Source organism: Microcoleus sp. AR_TQ3_B6, from assembly GCF_036702785.1.
Classification (GTDB): domain Bacteria; phylum Cyanobacteriota; class Cyanobacteriia; order Cyanobacteriales; family Microcoleaceae; genus Microcoleus.
In genome coordinates this window covers 1-23,606 of the sequence record NZ_JAUBVJ010000019.1, presented here as the reverse complement: position 1 = coordinate 23,606, position 23,606 = coordinate 1, and the positions used below count along the sequence as shown (strand labels likewise).

Below are 23,606 nucleotides of genomic sequence, written 5' to 3'. Positions count from 1 at the left end.
AGAGGGCGATATCTCCCCAAGCGTTGCGTTTCCCTATGCCTAGGGTACGAAATCGGCTAAGATTTAAGGTTTCTGGTTTTTGGCATCTATTAGATTGCCTAGCTTTTTTAATTCCTGGTTTTCGCCACGAGCGTAGATATTGTTGTTTTGGGACCTGTCGAAAGGATTTTCACCATGTGTATCGGCGGGTATTCTACCTGTATCATTACTGCACCATACCATAGAGAAGGATAAGACTCGGCAAGTTGAGCAAGCATTTTTAAATTAAAGCCGTCCTAGAAGCACGGGGCTTTTACCCAAGTTTTTGGTAAGGTGCGCACCCGCCGCGCACCCTACGGGATAGAGAATCTGCTCAAAACTCTTCTTTACCTTCCAATCCCCACATATTGGAAACCAGCGGCTTCTAAAACCTTCTTGTCTAAGAAATTACGGCCGTCAATCATCACCGGATGGTTCATCAACTTCGCCATTTTCTGGTAATCTAAATTGCTAAACTGTTCCCAGTCAGTCACCAACACCAAAGCATCGCAACCATCAGCCAGTCTTTCCGGGTCAGTTTCTACCAAAACTCCCGACAAACCGTGACGCATCCCAGTTTGAGAAACAATCGGATCGTAAGCTTTAACTTTCGCTCCCAAGCGATTCAAACTATCGATTAAATTCAGAGCCGGGGCATCCCGCAAATCGTCAGTATCCGGCTTGAAAGTCAAACCCAAAAGTCCGACAGTTTTACCTTTGAGAATCTTCAAAACTTGCTGCAATTTTTCAATAGCAATCAACCGCTGGCGTTGGTTAACTTCCACCGCCGCTTTCAGCAAATGTGCCTCGTAGCCGTAATCGTCAGCAGTGTGAACTAAAGCCGAGACATCTTTGGGGAAACAAGAACCGCCCCAACCTATGCCAGCTTGCAGGAACTTGTTGCCAATCCGCGAATCTAAACCGATACCTCGGGCTACTTGACTAACATCTGCACCGACGCGATCGCAAATATTAGCCACTTCATTAATAAAGCTAATCTTCGTAGCCAAAAAAGCATTAGCTGCGTACTTAATCATCTCCGCTGAACTGATATCAGTCATCACCACAGGCACTACAGGCAAAGACGGATCTTCTGCAAATTTGCGATCGACAATCGGCTTGTATAACTGTAGCATCATATCCATAGCCCGCTGAGAATTGCTGCCGAGAACAATGCGATCGGGATTAAAAGTATCGTAAACAGCAGAACCCTCCCGCAAAAACTCCGGGTTGCTAACCACATCAAATTCCACACCAGTTTTTGCTGCTACTTCCTCACCAGTAACCTCGTCACCGCTGTGAGGTTTTTGACGTTCTGCTAAACCGTCTAGTACAATTCTTCGCACCCAATCCCCCGAACCGATGGGTACTGTCGATTTGTTTACGATTACTTTGTAATCGCCCTCGAGGTGAGCTCCAATTCCCCGAGCAACGGCTTCCACGTAGCGAGTATCGCTTTCCCCAGTAGGCAAAGGAGGCGTCCCCACGGCAATGAATAAAATGTCCCCGTGAGCCACTCCTGCTGCTAAATCCGAAGTAAACTCTAGATTGCCAGATTCAGATGCAGAAGACATTAATTCAGACAGTCCGGGTTCAAAAATAGGTGAGTGTCCCGACTTCATTAATTTCACTTTTTCTTCGTTGTTGTCTACGCAAATGACGTGGTGGCCGATGTGGGCTAAGCAAGTGCCGGTGACTAAACCAACGTATCCTGTACCGATGACGCAAACATGCATACAAATGTCCTCAAAGTTGGTAAATCAATCAGATGGGAATTGGGAATTGGGAATTGGGAATCGAAAATTGGGAATTCGGAAGATTTTTCCCCTCCCCCACTCTTCCAGTCTCCCCCTCTCCCAGTCTCCTCCTTTATGGGTCTCTACTTTTGGTTTCCCTCGATGCGATCGCGAAAATCCTTTACAGTCAACTCTAAACCTTTATCCAGCGGCACAGTTGGCTCCCACCCCAACCAAGTTTTAGCACGAGTAATATCCGGTTGTCGCTGTTTCGGATCGTCTTGCGGCAGCGGTTTAAAGATAATTTCTGCCTCTGGATTAATCATGTTTTGAATTTTCTGTGCCAATTCCAAGATAGTGTATTCGCCGGGATTACCCAAATTCATCGGCCCGATTTGGTCGCTATTCATCAAGCGAATAAATCCTTCCACCAAATCAGAAACGTAGCAAAAACTCCGTGTTTGGGAACCGTCGCCGTATACAGTCAGCGGTTCGTTTCGCAAAGCTTGAGCAATAAAATTGCTCACTACTCTGCCGTCATTTTCCAACATCCGGGGACCGTAGGTATTGAAGATTCGCACAACTCGAATGTCTACCCCATTTTGACGGTGGTAATCAAATGATAAGGTTTCAGCTACTCGCTTCCCTTCGTCGTAACACGATCTTATGCCGATACAATTAACGTTGCCACGATAATCTTCTGTTTGTGGATGTACGTCAGGATCTCCGTACACTTCGGAAGTGGAAGCCAGAAAGAATCTTGCTTTCACCCGTTTAGCCAGCCCCAGCATATTCATCGTGCCGATGACGTTTGTTTTAATTGTCTTGACAGGGTTGTACTGATAGTGTATGGGGGAAGCGGGACAAGCCAGATGGTAAATCTGATCTACCTCTAACCGAATCGGTTCCGTGATGTCGTGGCGGATCAGCTCAAAATACGGGTTGTCCAGCCATTTGAGGATATTGCGTTTAGTCCCGGTGTAAAAATTATCGAGGCAGACTACCTCATGTCCTTGGGCCATTAAGCGATCGATTAGGTGGGAACCGAGGAAACCTGCACCGCCTGTGACTAAAATTCTCATTGTGGAAACTGCCGTTCTGTTTAGGGGTAGGACTGGGGTAGAAAAATTCAGTCGCTCGCATGAAACTTACTCTATAGAATAACAAAATTGCGATCGACAATGTAAAGACTTATACCTCAACTTCATAAAATCTTTAATTTACTTAGCATTTGCCCAGACTTTGAACAAAGTGCTATAATTCGCAAATATCAGCTAGCAATTTTTATTTAAGCTTCAATATTTCCGAAAAAATACTGTTGACAAGAGTTCAGTTATTGGTTTGTGGTTTGTGGTTACTTGATGACTTCGGTGTGAGGTTGGGCGATGCCCTACGGAATATCTGCGCTTGACGGGCTGGTTGGAAAAAACAAGGGTCGATTTATTTCAAAAGCAATATGAGAGAAGTTATGTCGATTTCGCCACGAGAATGTCCGCTACTTTCAACCCTGCGTTGCACCCGTTCAATTGCGATTTTGGGAGATTGCAGCCAGAAGTAAATCAGGTTGATTGTGTAGCCTTGAGTTTTACAGTTTCTCAAGAATCGAGCAAAGTTGCGATCGGCTAAAGTTGTCAAGGGAGGCGGAATAGGTGGCAGAGTATGATAAAATTCGCAGTCTGTGTATCATTAAGCGTCCTGCGAGGATATGCAACTGACTCGGCAGTGAGTTAGGACATTCCGGCCGCGATCGCATCTGCATTTACATATTCAAAACATTCTAAAAAATCGGGTAATAATCTCAGAGAAACTGTAGTTTTACCTGAACCGTTATAACCGCCAATAATGTAAATATTTGGCATAATTGTAGTTCAACTTTTACTCAAAATTTTATAACTCAAATTCAATGTTTAAGGATACCGTCGTTGATTAATCAAAACTTGACGCTCAAGTATGCGATTTGGAGCATTGAGTTTGAGTAATCTTGAAGTAGCTTGACCAATCTGAGTGATGCCTTCTATTCTGGCACCATTAAGAAGAAAATGTTCGTCCCATACCTGACGGCGTGGATTAAACAAAGGGACAATTTCGTCATTAATTGGGTCTATAGTAGCTAGATCGGAACCTTTATAGCGGTTACAAGATAAACAAGAAAGAGCGAGATTATCAGCACGAGTTTTACCCCCATGTTTTAAGGCAATGATATGGTCTACTTCATGGCTGTAGATTGAAACATCTTGATGAATCAGGCAATATTCACAGTGTCCTGAAGCTCTTTCAATAACTAATCTGCGGAGTTCAGCAGGAATTAAACTAGAAGTCATTTATCAAATCGCTGAATAGGCTCTTGCTTTTAGTAAAATCATCAGATGTTCTAGCTGTTCGTAAACATCTAATTCTGCTATTTCTATTGGAGTTATGGTCGATTCGCGGTTTTTGTCAAGCAAAGTTTGGAGGCGTGTCTGAGCCTGTTGTGAAACCTTAAAATTAACAATGTCTTGTGGAATTGGACTCTTTATCAAAAAGTCAAGGACTTCTTGATAAACTGTAGGAATATCCCCACTAGGAGTAGTGATTTCCTGCTCGATAGTTGTGGGCTTTTTAGTTAGTTCTAGAAGTTGCCAAAGCAATTCTGGCAAGCGATTTTGCAGAGGTTCTAGACGTTGAGCCAGTTCGTCGGGAATTTGAAGGGTAATTGTTGCCATGTTTTTTAGTGACTGACGCTCTCATTGAATCCTAGCACAATAGAAGTGCGATCGCCCTTTTGTGAGAAATGCAGTGTGCGATCGCCCCGCGCGATCGGGTAAAGGTGCGATCGCGATTCCTGATTTTAGTCGCTTCACGCTACCAATCTGTTGAATAGTGGCAAAATTTTAGTTACCGTTGTTATCGTTGATGTCGAGATTTTGTATTGAGAGTTCTGAAGGTAGCGGTACAGTTATTTGTAGGTATACACCAATTTTTATTTGATTGTTCTCAAAAGTTATATTAGTTACATTAACTTTACTATTTTCAGATACACCGTCTTGAATAGGGAATTTAGTAGGTGGCTTAGTTTTATATCCAGCATCCTCAAGCCATTCAGCAATATTTCTCCAATTTTCTATTTTTTCAACGCCTTTACCCACCAGACTTTTGACGTACTTATATAAGGTAGCGCATAGGTCAGTTTCCACTCCCTTGGGGTTCTTTTGGCGTTTTTCCGCTATTTCTCCGGGACTATGACCGCACAGAAGCCCCCGCAGGTGAAGCTTTTCGGGGTGAGGCGTTTTCCCTTGGCTGAGGCCAGGTCTGCGTAGAGGTTTTCTAAGTCCCAGTGGTTTGCGGCTTCGGTAAATTGCTCGTCGGCTGGCGGCATAGCGGAGTGGGGTGAAAATTCCTGATATAAGTCTAACATAATTACTGATGAGTGTAAGATAAAAGCTATGGTTAGTTAGATTATTATAAGTAGAATATCCCGATCTACGTGCAATGAGTCAAAATGACGAGAGAGCTAGCTTGAAGTAGCTAATAACTAGACTCATTGAGCATTGCTGAATCATTAGTTTTGAGGACAATTTTATGATTTTTATAATCCCGATTATTTTGGGTGCTGCTGCTATAGCTGCTTCCGCTCTTGGTATTGGAGCTGGTATTGCAGGTGTTTCCGACATGAACGATGCAAAGAACATGGGCAAGAGCGCTCAAGAACAGCATGAACGTGCTTGCAATCGTTTGAAAAACGAATGGGAATGCACTCAAAATCTTGCAGAAGAGTACGGTCAACTGCAACTAAATATCAAAATTCGTACAATTGGGCGATTTGTCAAATTTATTGAGCGTATTGGTCAGCGTGGTTCTCTAAGCGACAAGCAGTTTTTGGAGGGATTAGAAGGCATTTCTATTCAGCAGATTAATGAGTACAAAGCTGCGGCTTTAGAAGCAGAACAATTTGTCAAAGGTGGTTTTAAAGCTGCTGGGGCAGCAGTAGCGGCAGGTCAAGGTGCAGTTGGCTTGATCGGACTGTTTGGGACAGCAAGTACCGGCACTGCGATCGCTGGGCTCAGCGGTGCAGCAGCTTGGAATGCGACTCTTGCATGGCTGGGAGGTGGTTCTCTGGCTGCTGGTGGCGGTGGCATGGCAGTTGGTACAGTTGTACTTGGAGGTATTATGGTTGATCCAGCCTTAGCAATTGGTGGCTTCATGCTTGCTGGTGAAGGTGAAAAAGCTTTGACAAAAGCACGAGAATATGAAGCCAAGGTCTATACAGAAATCGCTAAAATTGATGCTGCTAAAGACTTTTTGGAAAGAGTCCAGCGACGGATTGATGAACTTAACTATGTGGTGAATAACTTGAACTCTCGTGCTGTTCTCGGACTTAACGAACTTGAATCCCAGGCATTCGAGCGAAATCAAAATGCAGATGTGCGTAAGTTGCAACAGGTAGCGCTTCTGGTAAAATCGCTTGCAGAAATTATGAAGACCCCTGTCTTAGATAGCGAAGGAAACCTCAACCCTGCGACTGCTAAAATCCAAGCTAAATACGGTACTATTTGAGGCAAGTTGACATGATAGCAAAAGAAGTTTCGCGAGGCCTCTCAAAAATCACCAGTCCTGCTGAATGCTTACAGGAACTTGTCTCAGCTTACACTGAGTACAAGATGGTGGCAGAGCAGGAGCAGACTAAACGGCGTGAAATTGATGCATGGGAGAAAACAACCATCGCTCAGATTAAAGCCCAGAGCGATTGGATGATGGAGTACCTCGATCGCTCATTTGATGAGCGTGCAGAAAATTTTCGCGATCTTTTTAGCGTAGTGGATTCGGCAATAGCTACTGGCAATAATGAACAGTTAGCATTAGCTTTACATTCAATTACAGAAATAGCTAAGTCGAGTCCTTTCCAAGACCTTGCAAACTTAGCATCAGTAAAAGCTGCACTTAATGATCCAGACCATGAATGGGTGTTTTGATTCACCTTTATGAGTGTGGGTTGCCCCTTCACCTATCCCTTTAAATTGAAAAGCGATCGCCCTTTTGCTCCAAAAGTGCGATCGCCCTCGATAATTTGACTGTTAAATTATCAAAAACAGTCCCTCAAAAAAGTTATCCTCGGCGAGAGGGTAAATCAAACACCACTTGAAAGCGGATGTTGGGCACTCGTTGCCGAAACAACTGAAGATGTCCCTCCGCATCCGATCGGCTGCGATAGCGACCGACGATCGCCCATTGCAAGCTGGGAAGCAAGCGGGCAACTGCCCACGGCTTCAAGTATCCTTCGTATTTCATAATAGAGGAGTCTCCATTGCTAAACGGAGCCAGAGCCAGCGCAGAAACTTGGTCGGTGGATGCGCTGGCTTCTGACATTACCCATAAAAATAACACAAAGTAAGCATTAGTGTGCATAAGTAAGCATAAAGCTGACTGTGGATGCACGACCTGGACGGGCGAGGTGGCACAATAGGGGAAACTTCCAACAGATTGCAAGGCATGAGCGACAGCGAGCGGATTTCAGTGGTTTTGCCAACACAGGCTAAAAAGGATCTCGAAAAGTTGTGCGAGATCGAAAAGCGATCGATCTCCAACTTTGTCTACCTTCTGATTCAAGAGGCGATTGATCGAGCAAAAGCATCCGGCAAGCTCAAATCAACAGATGGCTGAAACTAAAAGGAGAACCTCACGTTATATTTGAGCCAGACTTAGGAAAGGCCAATGAATCTAGCCGATGAAATTAGAATCAATCAAATTCAACAAGAATTAATTAGCCACGAAGATGCAAAAAACTGGTTTTTAAGCTTCCCAACCGAATACCAGCAGGAAATATTACAGCGGCTATTCTACATTACCCTCCAAGCAGGGGCGCGAGAAGAAGATGTTTCCCTAGCTATTGCCAAATCAAAACTTCGCCCAACTTACACCCCTTGTGTGTTGCTGAGTAGAGGGCGATTAAAAGAACAAATGGCAAAGCTTTTGAAACTGCCGCCCTCAGAATCTATCAAAACCTTTTTCCTGTTAATGAGTTTATTGGCAATTGCCGATGGGCGCAGGTACTGCAAATATTGTCAAGATGGCTGTAGCCACTGGTGGCATCGCGATTTGAGCGATCGCAAAGTTGTAGATGAAATTCAGCACGAGTTTCAACAAAGCATTCTTGTTTAAGTTGTAGTAAGCTGTGATGCGAGCGGGCGATCGCCCCTCACGCTGCTGCCCTAATTTCACTCATTTCAACTTCTTATTTTTCTATTATACTCTACTTCCCTTAATTACCAAACAAACTCGGCTCTACATGAAAAAAACTTCCCAGAATCAATGCCAGCTCTTTGCCAATATCTCCCTCACCATTAACCAATTCATACACTCTTTTTTCAGACCCAATAACTCCTACCAAATCAGCAGGTTGTAACTCTCTTTGTTCCATCAAAAACAGCAGTATTGAATGAGGCGTTGCTGTGGTTCCTGGTGCGTAATATTCCTGCTCAAATTTTTCAATCAATGCAATCAGCAATTCATATAACTCATTTTCTTCAGGAGTGCGATCGCGGCGGTGCATCAACTCTTCCACCATAGCCAGAGCCTTCTCATTATCCGCTTCATTTCTAATTATTTTCGGCTGGTACTGAGACAATAACTCTTTGTATTTATCTGCATTAAAAGTAAGGGTCATTTTTCCATTTTTCCTTATCATACTCAGCATGGGTGAGAATATATTTGATATAAATTAATTTGCTCTCATAATCAATACTAACTATTAATCGATAGTTGTTACCTTTGATATTAAAAACTGTAAACCCCCCAACAGCTTCGGCTTTCGGAAAAACAGATTGTACCTCAATTAAGTTAGACCATTTAGCCTTGCTAGCAATTTTAAACCAGTTATCCAAAGCTTCCCCGCAATCAGCATGAGTTTCGCTGTATTCACGCACCCGTTTGTAGCTGATTATGTGCATCTACTATAAGAAATTTAAACTAAGTTTTAGTTTAGCTCAACCAATTTCTTTGGTCAAGAGCGTGAAGCGCAGCTATCCCGTAGGGAATCGCCCTTAATCTGCAACAGGTAGAATAGGCCCGAAAGCCTGTTCCTAGAACCTCATTTATGGAACATACCGGAAAGCCGGTTCCTAGAACCGACAAGAAAAATGACTGTTTGTGGAACAGGCTAGGGAAGCCTGTTCCTGACAAAAAGCCACACAGATTACGAATCTCGATCGAGCTTCAGCACAGCCATAAAAGCCTCCTGCGGCACATCCACAGTACCCACAGACTTCATCCGCTTCTTACCCTTCGCCTGCTTTTGCAGCAACTTCTTCTTCCGCGAAATATCACCGCCGTAACACTTCGCCAACACATCCTTCCGCAAAGCCGGAATGTGCTCCGAAGCAATCACCTTCGCGCCAATTGTCGCTTGAATCGGCACCTTAAACTGGTGGCGAGGAATCAACTCCTTGAGTTTTTCAGTCAACCCGCGGCCCACATTGTAAGCCTTATCCCGGTGTACGATCATCGCCAAAGCATCAACCGGATCGCCATTAATTAAAATGTCCATTTTCACCAACGGATTTTCGCGGTAGCCAATTATGTGATACTCCATGCTCGCATAACCGCGCGATCGCGATTTCATCTGGTCAAAAAAGTCCGTCACCACCTCCGCCAAAGGCAACTCGTAAACCAGCGTTGTTCGGCCTTGACTCAGATACTTCATATCCATAAAAATGCCCCGCCGACTTTGAGACAGTTCCATCAGCGCGCCCACATAAGTTTCCGGCGACAGCATTTCTACCCGCACATAAGGTTCCTCAATTTTCTCGCGATACTGAGGATCGGGCAAGTGGCTGGGATTGTCAATTGTTAACACTTCCCCTTTAATTGTTGTGACTTGATAAACCACAGAAGGAGCCGTAACAATCAAATCCAAATTGTATTCTCTCTCCAGTCTTTCTTGCACAATTTCCATGTGCAGCAAACCCAAGAAACCGCAGCGGAAACCAAACCCCATCGCACTCGAAGTTTCCGGTTCGTAAGAAAGCGCCGCATCGTTGAGTTTGAGTTTTTCTAAAGCTTCCCGCAAATCGGGAAATTGGTCAGCATCGATCGGGAACAAGCCGCAAAAAACCATCGGTTTTGCTTCTGTATAACCCGGCCAAGGCTCCGGTGCAGGCTTTTTGACCAAAGTAATCGTATCGCCGACGCGAGCATCAGCTACGGCTTTAATTGCTGCGGCCAGATAACCAACTTCCCCCGCGTGCAGTTCGTCTACTTGAACTTGAGTCGGTGAAAGTATGCCCAATTCATCGATGACATATTCCTTACCCGAAATCATCAACAAAACTCGATCGCCCTTTTTGACACTTCCGTCCATCACCCGGAAATACACAATTACCCCGCGATAAGGGTCGTAATAACTATCAAAAATTAGCGCCCGCAGCGGTTTGTCCACAGTATCCTGCGGCGGCGGCACCAATTCCACGATCGACTCCAAAATCTCATCTATACCAATTCCTTCCTTAGCCGAAGCCTCAATCGCCCCGCTACAGTCGAGACCGATAATTTCTTCAATTTCCCCTTTTACCCGTTCCGGTTCTGCCCCCGGCAGGTCAATTTTATTTAAAACTGGAATAATTTCCAAATTGTTTCCCAAAGCAAGATAGACATTTGCCAAGGTTTGTGCTTCCACGCCTTGAGATGCGTCTACCACCAGCAGCGCCCCTTCGCAAGCAGCGAGCGATCGCGACACCTCGTAAGAAAAGTCCACGTGTCCGGGAGTGTCGATCAGATTGAGCACGTACTCCTGACCGTCCTTGGCAGTGTAATTCATCCGAGCCGCTTGCAGCTTGATCGTAATGCCGCGTTCGCGTTCGAGATCCATATTGTCTAAAAACTGCTCCTTCATCTCCCGTGCCTGCACAGTCCCAGTCGCCTGCAACAGGCGATCGGCCAAGGTGGATTTTCCGTGGTCGATGTGAGCAATAATCGAAAAATTGCGAATGCGAGATACAGGGACGTTAGTCATGTTTTTTATCGAAGAGCCAATCGGCAAGGGATACTTTTTGTTGTATGATTACACAAGCAAGAGTAGAGTGCTTACTTCAACCTCTTACTGGGGATTGAGATGAAACCACAACTGAGGCAAACCTCAAGAGTATCAGTTATTAGCCTTTCAAGTGTCCGACCGAGCCCGGACACCCAAAAGGAAAAAACTTTTCTCTCTCTCATTGTACAGAAAGCGGTTAAGCGGTTGAGGAAAGGTTGGGTGCAAATCAGGGACTTCAAATATCTAGTCGGACTGGTTGTCATCAAAAGAATTGAAACTTAAGAATTAAAACTAGGATTTTTTAACTATGAGCGAATCGCATATACCCTCCCACAGTTCGTCAGAAAAAGTGGAACTATCTATCCATATAGATTCGGAACTGCTAGACCAAATTAAGCACTTGACGAATGACCCCAGCAAAGTCATTGAAACAGCAATCAAGCAATGGCTAAGAGGCGAGCGCCGCGAAGACGAGCTGGCTCTAAGTTTGCGCCGCAACCCCCCAGTCCCGCCCCGCGGTGAGTGGAACGACTGAGGTTCCCGGGTAGGAGACGGCGGGCGCAAATCTTCTGGCTGTAAACTTTCTGGCTGTGACATTTTCGATCGCCCGCGCGATCGGCTGCAGATGAAGCGGCGAAAGCTACAGGTTGTTCGGAGCGAACTAGGCTCGCCTCACAACCTCGGAACTCTTTAAGGTGAAGGAAAAAATGCGATCGCCAGTCCCCGACTTGAGTTGTTGCCAGCCTCAGATTTTGGCGTAATTTTCAAACTCGATTGTTAATCTGTGCAGATTCCTAACTCCTAAATTTTAATTGTTATTTTTAAATTACCCAAAACGGCTGACAACAAATAGTTTTGAGTTTAGAGTTTAGTTCAGAATTAAATAATTAATATTTTTTGAGTTCATTAATAACTCAAAAATCGGTAAAAGCATAAAATACTTGCGAATGGTGAGTTGTGATCGGTTAATTTTTAATTAAAAATCCCACAAATTTTTAGTTGATTAATAACTCACAACTTAACGGTCGAAGCCCAAAACAATTTGGAGTTTCGAGTTTTTAATTAAAAACTCAAAACTCCAAAATCAGAACTACTTTCATCCTCTACTCTGATGGACTCTAACACAGATTTCCGGAGCTCGAGCCTCGCCTCTACAGTTTTTTTTCAAGAGTTAGGGGCAGAATTAGTATTTACCCAAGACGCAAGGGGTCGATATCTATCTTTTTACTGGCAAAAAGCCGAGGAGTACAACCTCACAGCAGAACAAATAGTCGATCGCCCCCTCAGCGAAACCCTGCAACCCATCGCCCCTGCGCCTTATCTCGATATCCTGCAGCGGGCGCTCGAAACCCTCGTACCGCAACGGTTCAGCTATCCATTTTGCCACGCCGGACAATATTTTCTCTTCGATTTGACACTCACTCCGGCGATCGACTCAAACGGCAAAGCTGCAAAAGTCTTAGTTATGGGAAGGCTGCTGTCTGACAAACCCACAGACAGACCGCCAGATTCCCCAGAATTCATGCTCTATCGAGCTTTGCCATCCCCCTCGGACGCCCACCAACAAATGGTGCTTTCGGCGAGCGGCATCCCCGGTCGATCGCTCCCTCCCTACTCGGAAATCGACCGCAAAACCATCTCGCAAATCGCTCAAAACCTGCACAAAACCCTCGACGTAGAGATAATTTGGCAGCTAACAGCTAACAGCTTGGGTCAAGTCTTGAACGCGAGTCGCTGCATCATCTGTTCCTACAAAAAAGACAGCAAAAATCTCGAAGTCTCCTCCTTCCTCGCCTCGGAAAACCATCAAAATTATTCAGCCGCAGCAGCCGAATTACAACAGTCAATTGCCAGCGACTGCTCGCCCCCGGTTTCCCCAGCTCAAATCAAAAATCTCCACTCGAAAACTTTAAAAGTAGTAGCTGAATACCGCCAAGAACCTTACTCTTCTATGCTGGGATTAGAACTGCGCGCAGCCGAACAGCCAGGGTGGATTCAAACATTAGCCACCCTAAAACCAGTAGCAATCGATTACACCTCGCCCATCGGCGATCCCTTCCACCGCCATTCCGTCATCGTAGCAGCTACCTCCTATGAAGACCAACCCAATGCACTGATCTGTTTGCACCGCTGTGGCAGTTCCCCGAAATGGAGCCCTCTCGAACTCGAATTCGCCCACGAATTAGTCGCTCAAGTTGGCAGTGCGATCGCCCACGCTACACTTTACCAAGAATTAGAACAGGCCCGCGCCGAAGCCGTAGCTCTTTCCCAACTTAAAAGTCAATTGCTTGCCAATACTTCTCACGAACTCCGCACCCCCCTCAACGGCATCCTCGGCTTCCTGAAACTGGTTGTGGACGGCATGGCAGATGACCCCGAAGAAGCGCACCAATTTATCGAAGAAGCTTACCGCTCTGCAGTACATTTGTTGAATGTGATTAACGATTTTTTGGATGTCGCTAAAATCGAAGCTGGCAAAATGCAGTTAGACCTCGCTCCCGTCAAACTCGGCGAACTGTTGCAACAAGTTGAGGATTTCACACGGCTTCAAGTCCAGCAAAAGCGATTGCAATTTCAAATCCAAAAACCCGCTGTGGAGGGCGATATTATTTTGTATGGCAACTACCAACGCCTGCTTCAGGTAATCTTGAACCTCACGGGCAATGCCATTAAATTTACCGGGGAAGGGGGAATTCGCATCAGTGCCGAAGTTATTAAGAAAAAGGTGACTGTTCACAACCAGCAGTTCCCCGGAATGGTAAAAATGCGAGTCGCTGATACTGGCATTGGGGTTTCTCTCGACAAGCAAGATAAATTATTTGAGTCGTTTTTTCAGGTGGACGGCGATCGTACCAGGCAATACGGCGGCACCGGTTTGGGATTGGCTATTTCTCAAAAACTGGTAGAAGCAATGGGGGGTACAGTAAATTTTTACAGTATGGGGGAAGGACTCGGATCTACTGTTACTTTTACTGTGCCGCTTTATCAAGAACCACTATTTAAAAATTAACCATCGGTCATCAATCATCGGGACCTTGAAGTAATCAGCAAGAAGCAAGAAGCAAGAAGCCAGAGGGAATCAGGAATCATATCATTTCCGGTTACACCGTCCGTGATGTTGACGGTTGACTGTTGACGGTTGACGGTTGACTGTTGACGCCGTGAACAGTCAACCGTCAACAGTCAACTCGAATTTACTATTCCGATTCTAACGGATTTGATATCAGGAATTAGGAAAAAAACAGCTTCTTCGGTTCTCAACTTTCGTGAGGTACTCGCCAGCTTTATTACCCATTACCAATTACCCATTACCAATTACCAAACTGTACCTTACTCACTGAAAAATTGCTATATTTGTTTATCCGTGAGTTCCGTTTCGTGAATAAAGTTGACACTCCCACTCCAGTAGGGGATGGGCTTCTTAAGAGATTTCGCCCTTAATATCCCAGAGAGACAATTGAATATTCTCTGAGTTCTTGCCCACAAGCCCCAGAGCCTTCTGGGCGCCTAGTATTATCTGACAAGCCTTCGTACAATTCAATCTCAAAAAGACTTAGTTGTACTGGTTTCTAGGAGTCCCCCCGTACCATTTTTGATTTAATTTTATTAACAATATTCAAGCCATAAGCCTCTATTGCCTTAACTTTTACATTCCTTGCGGCTTGCAAGTTGGCATCGTCGATATGTCCGCAATTAATGCAAACAAACTTTTCACCATTAGGACTATCTTTATCAACGTGCTTGCACTTACTGGAAGTTTTGCTGGTCTACTTCTGCTTAACGTTATAAAGCCTATTTCCTGACGCTAGCCGCCAGATATTCAAGCTTTTGAGTTAAAGAATACCACCTAGCATCTGCCGTTGAACAGTTCAAACCACATTTGGCTGATTGACCATTAGACAAAAATCTCCCAGCCTCATACTTAATCGGCTGATACCGCTTCATCATGTTTCTAATCTGTAAATCTTCGACTGCAACAGCCTCGGAGATTTTGAGTATCCAATTGCCTACACCCCATCGATCGGCTTCTCCGTGCTGCTGAATTTGATTGTGTAGTTTGTTAACCTTTTCACACTTTTAATGCTTTTAACTTGTGCTTGATGAGATTAGCGATCGCCATGTTTTTTATGGGTGTGTGGAGGGCTGACATAGCGAGCCCAAAAAGGTTCTTCCATTTTTTTCATCGCTGCTAGTTTTTGGCGCTCTTCCTCTAGGCGCTTGCGTTCTGAAATATCAGAAAATATGTTGATACTGCCGACAGTGTGGCCGCCCGCATCTCGCACGCGTGCGGCCCAAAGCCAAACATCGATCGAGCTACCGTCTTTTTTCAACAAAGATACTTCCAAACCGTTTTGCGGTTTGCCATTAGACGCAGACTTCTGCAGCGCGTAAAAATCTTGGTTTTGGCCTAAAGGAATATTCGGTAAAGGTTTCCCTAAAACCTCAGCCGCAGTCCACCCAAAAAAATTTTCGGCGGCGCGGTTCCACACAACGGTATTGCCCTCATTGCTGGTACAGTTAATCGGCAGCGGCGCCGATGCTATCTGGGCTTGCAAAACTTGGTTAACGAGTTGCAGTTTCAATTCTACTTGCTTGCAATCGGTAATTTCCTGACAAGCGCCCCACAAACGGACAACCCGTTCAGCAGTTTTGTCCCACACCACTTGCCAGTAGTCCCGCACCCAGCGCACCTCGCCTTTTTGATTAATAATGCGATACTCGTTGGCTCCCGTGTGGCTGAAACTACAGCATTCTAATTGTTTCATTAATATTTCCCGGTCGTCGGGATGAACGAGCTGGGAGTTCCACCAACCAAAGGATTCTAACTCTTCAGGAACGATGCCGGTGCAGCGCTCAAAAGCTTCTGTCGCCCACTCGCAGACGAACTTGCCGTCTGGCAGTGCCTTAAAAGAATAGGCAAAATCCGAAGTAATTTGCGACATCACTCTGTAGTGCAGTTCCGACTCCCGGACTGCGATTTCTGCTTGCTTGCGTTCCCCTATTTCCCGCGAATTAATTAGAATTCCCTGCACGCTAGAATCGTAAAGCAAACTGTTACCTATCGACTCCATGTAGAGCCAAGAACCGTCAGCGTGGCGTTGCCGATATTCGATCGTTCCAGCAATTCCGGGAGCTTCTAACAACTTGCTAAAATACGCCTGCCAAGCCAGCAAATCGTCTGGATGGATTAACTCGCCGTGAAACTTGCCAATTCTTTCTTCTGGGTTGTAACCCAAAACCCGCTGTAGGGATTCGCTGTGGTATCGAACTCGCCCGTCGGAGCCGATAATGCTAATTAGATCCGGAGAATTGCGCAGCACAGCTTGCAGTTTTGCTTCGCTTTTAGTTAATGCTTGATTGTCCCTGCGGTGCTGGCTGATTTCTTTTTCCAACTGCTCCTGTAGCTGTCTGATTTGCGATGCTTGCTGCGCGACAGTGCGTTGCAAGAGGCGATTAATATTTTCGATTTCAACCAGCTTTGTCGCCTTAATTGTCGCGCTTTCAATGACGGATTTTGCGGCAATTTCCTGCAAAGAATTTGATAATTCTTCCAGACTTTTTGTGAAAATTGCCTGTTGCGGAGGTGGCAATTCCCTAGCTTGTTCCTGCAATGTTTCTAAGTGTTTGTAGACAGTTTCTAGCATTTTCGTAAGGGCGGAATCTAATAGTTGCCTGGGGGTGCAACCCCTAATAAGCGGACACAAGTTTTTGCAAGATAACCCATAACTAAGACTGGTGTCTGGCGATCGACCGATCGCGATCTCAATCACCATGCATTCTGTGACTTTATTTTCAGATCATAGCAACCGATACAGAAAGTAAATTTTTCTGGCATCGAATTGCCAGCCCAGCAGCACCCCGTATAAGTGCTCGCTTCTGAGTGCGGGTAACTCCCCTATCCAGCGAAGGTGGGGCTTCTCGCGCTTAAGCTAAACTAGATGGGTGTCAAGAGAAAGAGGGATTTATGACAGAGCAAGGCAACGCTCGCGATTTGTTTCGCGCTGCTTACGAACACCGCTACACCTGGGATGCCAATTTTCCCGGTTACAGTGCCGATATTGAACTCAAACAGGGCGACGAAGTATATACGGGTCATGTTTGGATCAAACCCGACATGAGCGTGGAAGTCAGCGGCATTGAAGATGAGGAAGTGCAGCAGAGCGTTTACACCCAAATGCGGGACATTGTTACCCACCGCAAGCGCTCGACATTTGAAAAATCTCACGGCAAAAATAGCTTCACCCTGGGCGAGAAGGACAGCACCGGCGCTGTGGATATTTTAGTGTCCGGCGACTCAATGGGGTCTAACTATAAAGTCCGAGGTCTCTCAATTTGTCAAGTCAGCCGGGTGATGGGGCGCATGGCTTTCGTAATTGACACGCACAACAGCTTAGAGACACCCGAGGGTTCTTTGGCCACTCACTACGACGCCGTTTTCCGCAACCCCCAAACCGACGAAATCATCCGAGAACTCGAATTTGAAGATACCTTTGACAAGATAGGCGACTATTATGTCATGACCAAGCAAGTAGTTCGATCGAAAGAAAAAGGTCAATTGACAACAACCGAGTTCAACTACTCCAACGTCAAACTGCTAGAACCAGCAGTAGTATAGCGCTAACCAAAAAACCGAATTTCTTAAATAAAACGGGTTTTTTTGGATAACGTATCAGAATCAACTTGATTTGGCAGCAAGTAACGCTACGATCGAACCAGACACCGAATTCAGATCTAGCATCAGCGTGACAGAAACCGGGTTTCCTGCAGCCAGCTCACCTGAGTGCGCAAGTCTTTTGTCAAGCAACCCGGTTTCTTAAATCTCGCGCGGTTGAGAATGCTGTCCTTGAGTCAAATCGAACTTTCATCAACTGCAATAAATCATCACAGAGGCGAAATATGACACTAGCACTAACCAGAGATAACGTCGAAACAGTTCTCGATGAAATGCGCCCCTACCTGATATCCGACGGCGGCAACGTCGAACTCGTAGAAATCGACGGCCCAGTCGTACACCTGAGGCTGCAAGGAGCTTGCGGCTCTTGCCCGAGTTCCACAATGACTCTGAGAATGGGGATTGAACGCCGCCTGCGCGAGGCCATCCCAGAAATTGCCGAAGTCGAACAGGTAATGTAATTAGTCAGTTGGCAATTGGCAGTTGACTGTTAACTGTTGACTGTTGACTGTTGACGTTTGACAGTTGACTGTTACCAGTTGACAGTTACCAATTACCAAATTTAATTGCCAATTACCAATTACCAATTACCAAATTTAATTACCAATTACCAATTACCAATTACCAAATTCAATTACCAATTACCAAGTACCAAATTCAATGCCTCACCCCCTTTATGTAGCCTTCATTTGGCACCAACACCAACCGCTGTACAAATCCCGAGTATCAGCTACCGCAGCAGCACCCGACTACCGACTGCCTTGGGTGCGCTTGCACGGAGTCAAGGACTATTTGGATTTAGTGCTCCTTCTGGCAAAATATCCGAAACTGCATCAAACCGTAAACCTGGTTCCGTCCTTGATTTTGCAGATAGAAGACTGCATCGCAGACAGAGCATTAGATCCTTACTTGGCGGTGACATTAAAGCCAACAGAAACTTTAAACATCCAAGAACAAGAGTTTATTTTAGAACACTTCTTTGACGCCAATTACCACACCCTGATTCAGCCGCATCCCCGCTACGCTCAACTCTACACTCAGCGGCAGGAAAAAGGCATTCAGTGGTGTTTGGCAAACTGGAAGTTGCAGGATTTTAGCGACTTGCTGGCGTGGCACAATTTAGCTTGGATTGACCCGCTGTTTTGGGATGACCCGGAGATTGCAGGGTGGCTCAAACAAGAACAAAATTTTAGTTTGGCAGACAGAAAAAACATCTACTCAAAACAAAAAGAAATCCTGGCTCGCATCATTCCCCAGCACCGTAAAATGCAAGCTGAGGGACAGTTGGAAGTCACCACAACCCCCTACACGCACCCGATTTTACCGCTGCTTGCCGACACCAACGGCGGGCGCATAGCCATTCCCAACATGACGCTGCCACAACACCGGTTTCAGTGGGAAGAAGATATTCCCCGACACCTGAGAAAAGCCTGGGAAATGTATCAAGACCGGTTTGATTGCCAACCGCGCGGTTTGTGGCCATCGGAACAAGCAGTCAGCCCGGAAATTTTGCCCTACATTGCTAAACAAGGCTTTAAATGGATAGTCTCGGACGAAGCAGTGTTGGGGTGGACAATTAAACACTTTTTCAACCGCGACGGGGCGGGGAATGTCTGCGAACCAGAATTGTTATATCGCCCTTACCGTTTAGAAACTCCTGACGGCGATTTAGCAATAGTATTTCGAGACCACAGATTGTCCGACTTGATCGGGTTTACTTACGGTTCGATGGAACCGAAAAAAGCAGCATCAGATTTAGTGGGACACTTAGAAGCGATCGGCAAAACTCTCAAACACCGACAGTCCGACGGCCAAACAGCTTTAGAAAATCCCTGGTTAGTTACGATCGCCCTAGACGGCGAAAACTGCTGGGAATTCTATCCCCAAGACGGCAAACCGTTTTTAGAATCCCTCTATCAAACTCTCAGCGATAATCCAGATATTAAATTAGTCACAGTCTCAGAATTTCTCGACCAGTTCCCAGCAACCGAAACAATTCCCGCAGCCCAACTGCACACCGGTTCCTGGGTGGACGGTTCCCTCACAACTTGGATCGGCGACCCCGCGAAAAATCGCGCTTGGGATATATTAGGACCCGCCAGACAAATGCTGGCAAACCATCCAGAGGCCACAGAAGAAAGCAACCCAGAAGCTTGGGAAGCGCTTTATGCGGCCGAAGGTTCCGACTGGTTCTGGTGGTTTGGCGAGGGTCACACGTCGAACCAAGATGCCATGTTCGACCAGCTATTTCGCGAACACGTAGCGGGGATTTACGAAGCTGTTGGCGAGCCCGTACCCCCGGAAGTGCGGCGGCAAGTAGAGGTGCATGAGGTTCAAGGCGACCACCAGCCGCTGAGCTTTATTCACCCGGTGATTGACGGTATCGCCAACGAACAGGATTGGGACAAAGCCGGCCGGATTGAAGTTGGGGGAGCAAGGGGTACGATGCACCGGAGTTCGGCAATTCAGCGGCTTTGGTACGGGGTTGACCACTTGAATTTTTACATTCGCGCCGACTTTAAGGCAGGGGTGCGGCCGGGAATTGATTGCCCTCCACAGTTAAATTTGTTCTGGTTTTATCCGGATCGCACGATGAAAAACAGTCTGATTCCGCTGTCGGGTTTGCCCGACGAAGCACCGCTAAACTACCGATTCCACCATCAGTTAGAGATTAATTTGCTGACGAAATCGATTGCTTTTCACGAAGCAGGAGAGGGCGATGAGTGGCAGCCCCGCCTCAGCCGGGCCCAAGTGGGATTGGATAAATGTTTGGAGCTAGCAGTGCCTTGGGCGGATTTGCAGATTATGCCGGACTGGCAGGTGAGGCTGATTGCAGTTTTATCGGAAGGGGAGCGTTACTCTACCTCTATGCCGGAAGATGCTTTGATTGCGATCGGAATGCCGTAAAAAGTCATTAGTCATTAGTCATTAGTCATTAGTCATTAGTCATTAGTCAACAGTCATTAGTCATCAGTCAACAGTCAACAGTCAACAGTCAACAGTCAACAGTCATCAGTCAACAGTCAACAGTCAACAGTCATCAGTCATCAGTCAACAGTCAACAGTCATCAGTCAACAGTCATTAGTCAACAGTCATCAGTCATCAGTCATCAGTCAACAGTCATTAGTCATTAGTCATTTTTTGAAGGAACAAACAATTAAATAATTATCAATTTTTATTGAATAGGGGCTTCTACTCGGGCTGTATAAGGCCTTCATCATTCCGATCGCATCCGGTCGATCGAGCGCTATAAAATTTGTTTTTAGTGAGGGCTGAAGTCCTCATAAAAAAGAGAACCTTAGTCCTCACTACAAACCAGATCATGCTTAACTTACCGGACATCATATCATTAGTCATTGGGAAATAAAAAAACTAATGAGCCGCATTTTACTCTTGGTCGATCGCCACCAACAACCTAATTTGCCGATCGCACACCTCAACACCGAGCATGAGGTGATCGTAGTCGATCCCGCTTTAGATACCAGCTCGGAATTTCCCATTCCCCAAATCGCTTTTGACTTGTGCATTCTCGACGAGGCTTCTTTCGATCGCCTCGGGCCACTGCTAGAAGCATTAAAAGCTGCCGCCGAGCCGATATTTTTACCGTTTTTGCTTCTGAGTAAATCCCCAACGCCTGCTCTTTCTGAGCAGCCATTTTCGCTGCAGGCAAAACAACTCAAAGGCAGAATAGACGATTTGATAGTAAGTCCCGCCGAACCAGTCCAACTGCACTTGCGGGTAGAGAATTTGTTGGCCCGCAGGCGACTGTCGCTAGAACTCCACAGACTTCAGGAAGTAATTAAAGAAAGGACTTTTAAACAAAGTTTGTTAATCGACTCGCTGCAAACGGCAAACGAAAACCTGCAACGGGAAATCGCCAAGCGGGCACAGGTAGAAGCTGCACGGCGAGAAAACTCCTATCTCGACTTGCTGATGAATGCCATGCCAGATATTGTCTGCTTCAAAGATGGCGAGGGCAGGTGGCAGGAGGCAAATCAAGCGATATTGGAAGTTTTCGAGCTAGAAAAAATAGACTACCGCGGCCTTAAAGATTTTGAGCTAGGAGAACTCAGCAGTTTTTACCGCGAGGCCCTACAGGCTTGCGAGGTCAGCGATCGAGAAGCGTGGGCAAAAGGTAAGCTTTCTAGGGGGGAAGAAATGATTCCCCGATCGGACGGTACTGTGAAAATCTACGACGTGATTAAAGTACCCGTATTTCACCCGGACGGCAGACGCAAAAGTATCGTGATTTTGGGCCGCGACATCACGGAATACAAGCAAACTAGAGACGAACTCGTGCGCTTGGCTTCGATTGTCGAGTCTTCCGACGACGGCATCGTCGGCAAAACCCTCACCGGGACAATTCAGAGCTGGAACGCAGGAGCAGAGAAGATTTACGGCTACTGTGCGGCGGAAATCAAGGGGAAGTCGATCGAGATTTTAGCAATACCCGAACGCCCCAAGGAAATGCCCCAAATTCTGGAAAATATTAGGGCTGGAGCCAGCATCGACCATTACGAAACCGTGCACTTGCGGAAAGACGGCCAACAGATAGATGTGTCCCTGACTATTTCTCCGATTAAAGACGCCACAGGAGCCTTAACGGGCGTTTCCACAATCGCTCGAGACATCAGCGACAGCAAGCGAGTCGAAAAAGCCTTTGAACAACTCCGCCACCAAACAGAAATGATTTTGTTTTCCGCCGGAGAAGGAATTTGCGGGTTGAACAAAGAGGCAAAAGTAACTTTTGTCAATCCGGCGGCGGTGAGAATGGCTGGGTGCGAATCGAAGGAATTGATCGATCGACCAGTTTATGAAAGCTTACACCGTTCACCTGAAAAATGCTGCAAGGCGATCGATCAACTGTCACCTGCAACACAAATCAATTCAGGCTCTGAACTTGTCCCGCACTGCGCCGCACCGCAGGCGGGCAAACTGCTGCCGTCTCGGGTAAGTTCTCAAATTTTAGCCACCTTGGAAGACGGAGAGGCGCGGCGCGTCACCGATGAGGTTTTTTGGCGGCGAGACGGCAGCAGTTTTCCGGTTGAGTACGTTGTCGCTCCGATGCGAGAAGAAGGCGAAATTATTGGAGCTGTGGTGACTTTTAAGGATATCACCGAACGGCTTGCCGTCGAGCGCATGAAAGATGAATTCATCTCTGTTGTCAGCCACGAACTGCGGACGCCCATGACCTCGATTCACGGGGCCCTGGGCCTCCTCAACAGCGGCCTGCTTGACGCTTACCCCCAGAAAGCCAAGCGGATGCTGGAGATTGCTGTCACTAATACTGACCGCTTGGTGCGGTTGGTCAACGACATCCTGGATTTAGAGCGGATGGAGTCGAGTTACAACACTGCCATCAAACAAACTTGCAATGTGGCTGAGCTGATGTTGCAGGCGGCTGACGAGATGCAGGGAATGGCTCAGCAGGCGGGAGTTACTCTGTCGGTGAGACCTGTGGGCGCTCAATTGCAAGCTGTTCCCGATCGGATCATTCAAGCCTTGACAAATTTGCTCAGCAATGCTATAAAATTTTCTTCCTCCGGGGCTACGGTTTGGCTGAGCGGGGAGTTGACCCACAATCGGGATTTGACAGAAAAAGCTGGGTTGAAGTCGGTGTCGTCTCCGTCTTTGTTGTCTGCTGAGCCTGCTGCAGCCCATCCGCACTTGCCAGGGACGAGCTCGTCGTACATCGTGATTGCTGTGAAAGACAAAGGGCGGGGTATTCCGGCAGACAAGCTGGAGATGGTGTTTGAACGCTTTCAACAGGTTGATGCTTCAGATTCTCGCCAGAAAGGAGGTACTGGTTTGGGACTGGCTATTTGTCGCAGTATCGTGCAGCAGCACGGTGGTCGGATGTGGGTGGAGAGCGTTTTGGGGGAGGGCAGCACTTTTTTCTTAAGTCTGCCACTTCTGAGGGACGGGGTTGCAACTGAAAGTTAATTTCTACTCTGGTTGACCCAAAGTTACCGAAAAATTGGGTTTAAAGCCCCGTTCTTCTAGGACGGCTTTTGATTCAGATTCTAGATGATCGAGGAGCAGCGAATCAAGAGTCTTAATATTTCTTGATACCAAGGAGCCCTTCAATCACTGTATACTAATACCATTTTGCCAAATAAGTGCTACAATGCCAGAAAAATAAGGGATATTTTATGAAGGTCAACTATCAAGAAA

General features: G+C 46.3%; 22 protein-coding genes and 1 pseudogene. 10 read left to right on the top strand and 13 right to left on the bottom strand.

The genetic code is table 11. The annotated features are described in order from the left end of the window. Window positions 1–365: 365 nt before the first annotated feature. The 7 genes from QUB56_RS11970 to QUB56_RS11940 form a co-directional block, all read right to left on the bottom strand. Window positions 366–1,754 carry a UDP-glucose/GDP-mannose dehydrogenase family protein gene (locus QUB56_RS11970; protein WP_332955375.1) on the bottom strand — a complete coding sequence of 463 codons (1,389 nt, stop codon included), beginning with the start codon at window positions 1,752–1,754 and terminating at the stop codon, window positions 366–368. Between the two features lie 143 nt (window positions 1,755–1,897). Next, on the bottom strand, window positions 1,898–2,836 hold the full coding sequence (locus QUB56_RS11965) for a UDP-glucuronic acid decarboxylase family protein (protein WP_332955373.1): 939 nt from the start codon (window positions 2,834–2,836) through the stop codon (window positions 1,898–1,900). A 645-nt stretch (window positions 2,837–3,481) separates the two neighbouring features. Next, entirely contained in the window at window positions 3,482–3,613 is a 132-nt protein-coding gene (locus tag QUB56_RS11960) for a hypothetical protein (protein ID WP_332955372.1), read from the bottom strand. A gap of 48 nt (window positions 3,614–3,661) precedes the next feature. After that, entirely contained in the window at window positions 3,662–4,075 is a 414-nt protein-coding gene (locus QUB56_RS11955; RefSeq protein WP_332955371.1) for an HNH endonuclease signature motif containing protein, read from the bottom strand. 3 nt (window positions 4,076–4,078) lie between these two features. Continuing rightward, a complete protein-coding gene (locus tag QUB56_RS11950; protein ID WP_332955370.1) occupies window positions 4,079–4,456 on the bottom strand; it encodes a hypothetical protein in 378 nt (125 codons plus the stop codon). Window positions 4,457–4,624: 168 nt separating this feature from the next. Further along, the gene (locus QUB56_RS11945) at window positions 4,625–4,927 is read right to left on the bottom strand and encodes a hypothetical protein (RefSeq protein ID WP_332955369.1); all 303 of its coding nucleotides are present in this window, start codon (window positions 4,925–4,927) and stop codon (window positions 4,625–4,627) included. A 29-nt stretch (window positions 4,928–4,956) separates the two neighbouring features. Next, on the bottom strand, window positions 4,957–5,148 hold the full coding sequence (locus QUB56_RS11940; protein ID WP_332955367.1) for a hypothetical protein: 192 nt from the start codon (window positions 5,146–5,148) through the stop codon (window positions 4,957–4,959). Window positions 5,149–5,312: 164 nt separating this feature from the next. Here QUB56_RS11940 and QUB56_RS11935 point away from each other — a divergent pair, with 164 nt between their 5' ends. Both QUB56_RS11935 and QUB56_RS11930 read left to right on the top strand, forming a co-directional pair. Beyond that, entirely contained in the window at window positions 5,313–6,287 is a 975-nt protein-coding gene (locus QUB56_RS11935; RefSeq protein WP_332955366.1) for a hypothetical protein, read from the top strand. 11 nt (window positions 6,288–6,298) lie between these two features. Continuing rightward, entirely contained in the window at window positions 6,299–6,703 is a 405-nt protein-coding gene (locus QUB56_RS11930) for a hypothetical protein (RefSeq protein WP_332955365.1), read from the top strand. A gap of 133 nt (window positions 6,704–6,836) precedes the next feature. On the opposite strand, the gene QUB56_RS11925 is transcribed toward QUB56_RS11930, so the two are convergent. Next, a complete protein-coding gene (locus QUB56_RS11925) occupies window positions 6,837–7,097 on the bottom strand; it encodes a hypothetical protein (RefSeq protein WP_332955364.1) in 261 nt (86 codons plus the stop codon). A gap of 63 nt (window positions 7,098–7,160) precedes the next feature. Here QUB56_RS11925 and QUB56_RS11920 point away from each other — a divergent pair, with 63 nt between their 5' ends. Beyond that, complete coding sequence (locus QUB56_RS11920) at window positions 7,161–7,391, top strand: ribbon-helix-helix domain-containing protein (RefSeq protein WP_332955363.1); 231 nt, start codon at window positions 7,161–7,163, stop codon at window positions 7,389–7,391. Window positions 7,392–7,442: 51 nt separating this feature from the next. Further along, entirely contained in the window at window positions 7,443–7,889 is a 447-nt protein-coding gene (locus tag QUB56_RS11915) for a DUF5958 family protein (RefSeq protein ID WP_332955362.1), read from the top strand. A 100-nt stretch (window positions 7,890–7,989) separates the two neighbouring features. Here QUB56_RS11915 and QUB56_RS11910 read toward each other — a convergent pair whose 3' ends face one another. The 3 genes from QUB56_RS11910 to lepA all read right to left on the bottom strand — a co-directional run bounded on the left by QUB56_RS11910 (window position 7,990) and on the right by lepA (window position 10,737). Then, on the bottom strand, window positions 7,990–8,394 hold the full coding sequence (locus QUB56_RS11910; RefSeq protein WP_332955361.1) for a transcriptional regulator: 405 nt from the start codon (window positions 8,392–8,394) through the stop codon (window positions 7,990–7,992). Then, window positions 8,378–8,677 carry a type II toxin-antitoxin system HigB family toxin gene (locus tag QUB56_RS11905; protein ID WP_332955360.1) on the bottom strand — a complete coding sequence of 100 codons (300 nt, stop codon included), beginning with the start codon at window positions 8,675–8,677 and terminating at the stop codon, window positions 8,378–8,380. The genes QUB56_RS11910 and QUB56_RS11905 overlap by 17 nt, the downstream gene beginning before the upstream one ends. A 245-nt stretch (window positions 8,678–8,922) precedes the next feature. Further along, a complete protein-coding gene (lepA, locus tag QUB56_RS11900; protein WP_332955359.1) occupies window positions 8,923–10,737 on the bottom strand; it encodes a translation elongation factor 4 in 1,815 nt (604 codons plus the stop codon). 328 nt (window positions 10,738–11,065) lie between these two features. On the opposite strand from lepA, the gene QUB56_RS11895 reads away from it, so the two are divergent. Both QUB56_RS11895 and QUB56_RS11890 read left to right on the top strand, forming a co-directional pair. Further along, window positions 11,066–11,293 carry a type II toxin-antitoxin system CcdA family antitoxin gene (locus QUB56_RS11895; RefSeq protein ID WP_332955358.1) on the top strand — a complete coding sequence of 76 codons (228 nt, stop codon included), beginning with the start codon at window positions 11,066–11,068 and terminating at the stop codon, window positions 11,291–11,293. Between the two features lie 576 nt (window positions 11,294–11,869). Then, window positions 11,870–13,768, top strand: coding sequence for an ATP-binding protein (locus tag QUB56_RS11890; protein ID WP_332955357.1), 1,899 nt, complete (start codon window positions 11,870–11,872; stop codon window positions 13,766–13,768). 559 nt (window positions 13,769–14,327) lie between these two features. Here the strand turns inward: QUB56_RS11890 and QUB56_RS37170 are convergent. After that, window positions 14,328–14,477: pseudogene (locus QUB56_RS37170) on the bottom strand (hypothetical protein); the annotation flags it as partial. A gap of 387 nt (window positions 14,478–14,864) precedes the next feature. Continuing rightward, on the bottom strand, window positions 14,865–16,403 hold the full coding sequence (locus tag QUB56_RS11885; protein WP_332955356.1) for a PAS domain S-box protein: 1,539 nt from the start codon (window positions 16,401–16,403) through the stop codon (window positions 14,865–14,867). Between the two features lie 320 nt (window positions 16,404–16,723). Here QUB56_RS11885 and QUB56_RS11880 point away from each other — a divergent pair, with 320 nt between their 5' ends. From QUB56_RS11880 to QUB56_RS11865, 4 genes are all read left to right on the top strand, one after another. Next, on the top strand, window positions 16,724–17,374 hold the full coding sequence (locus tag QUB56_RS11880; RefSeq protein ID WP_332955355.1) for a DUF3386 domain-containing protein: 651 nt from the start codon (window positions 16,724–16,726) through the stop codon (window positions 17,372–17,374). A gap of 281 nt (window positions 17,375–17,655) precedes the next feature. After that, window positions 17,656–17,892: a NifU family protein gene (locus QUB56_RS11875; protein ID WP_006632519.1), complete on the top strand. Its 237-nt coding sequence runs from the start codon at window positions 17,656–17,658 to the stop codon at window positions 17,890–17,892. Window positions 17,893–18,091: 199 nt separating this feature from the next. Further along, window positions 18,092–20,338 carry a glycoside hydrolase gene (locus tag QUB56_RS11870; protein WP_332955354.1) on the top strand — a complete coding sequence of 749 codons (2,247 nt, stop codon included), beginning with the start codon at window positions 18,092–18,094 and terminating at the stop codon, window positions 20,336–20,338. Between the two features lie 469 nt (window positions 20,339–20,807). Beyond that, window positions 20,808–23,375 (top strand): PAS domain S-box protein, encoded by a 2,568-nt coding sequence (locus QUB56_RS11865; RefSeq protein ID WP_332955353.1) that lies wholly within the window; start codon window positions 20,808–20,810, stop codon window positions 23,373–23,375. The last annotated feature ends 231 nt before the right edge of the window (window positions 23,376–23,606 follow it).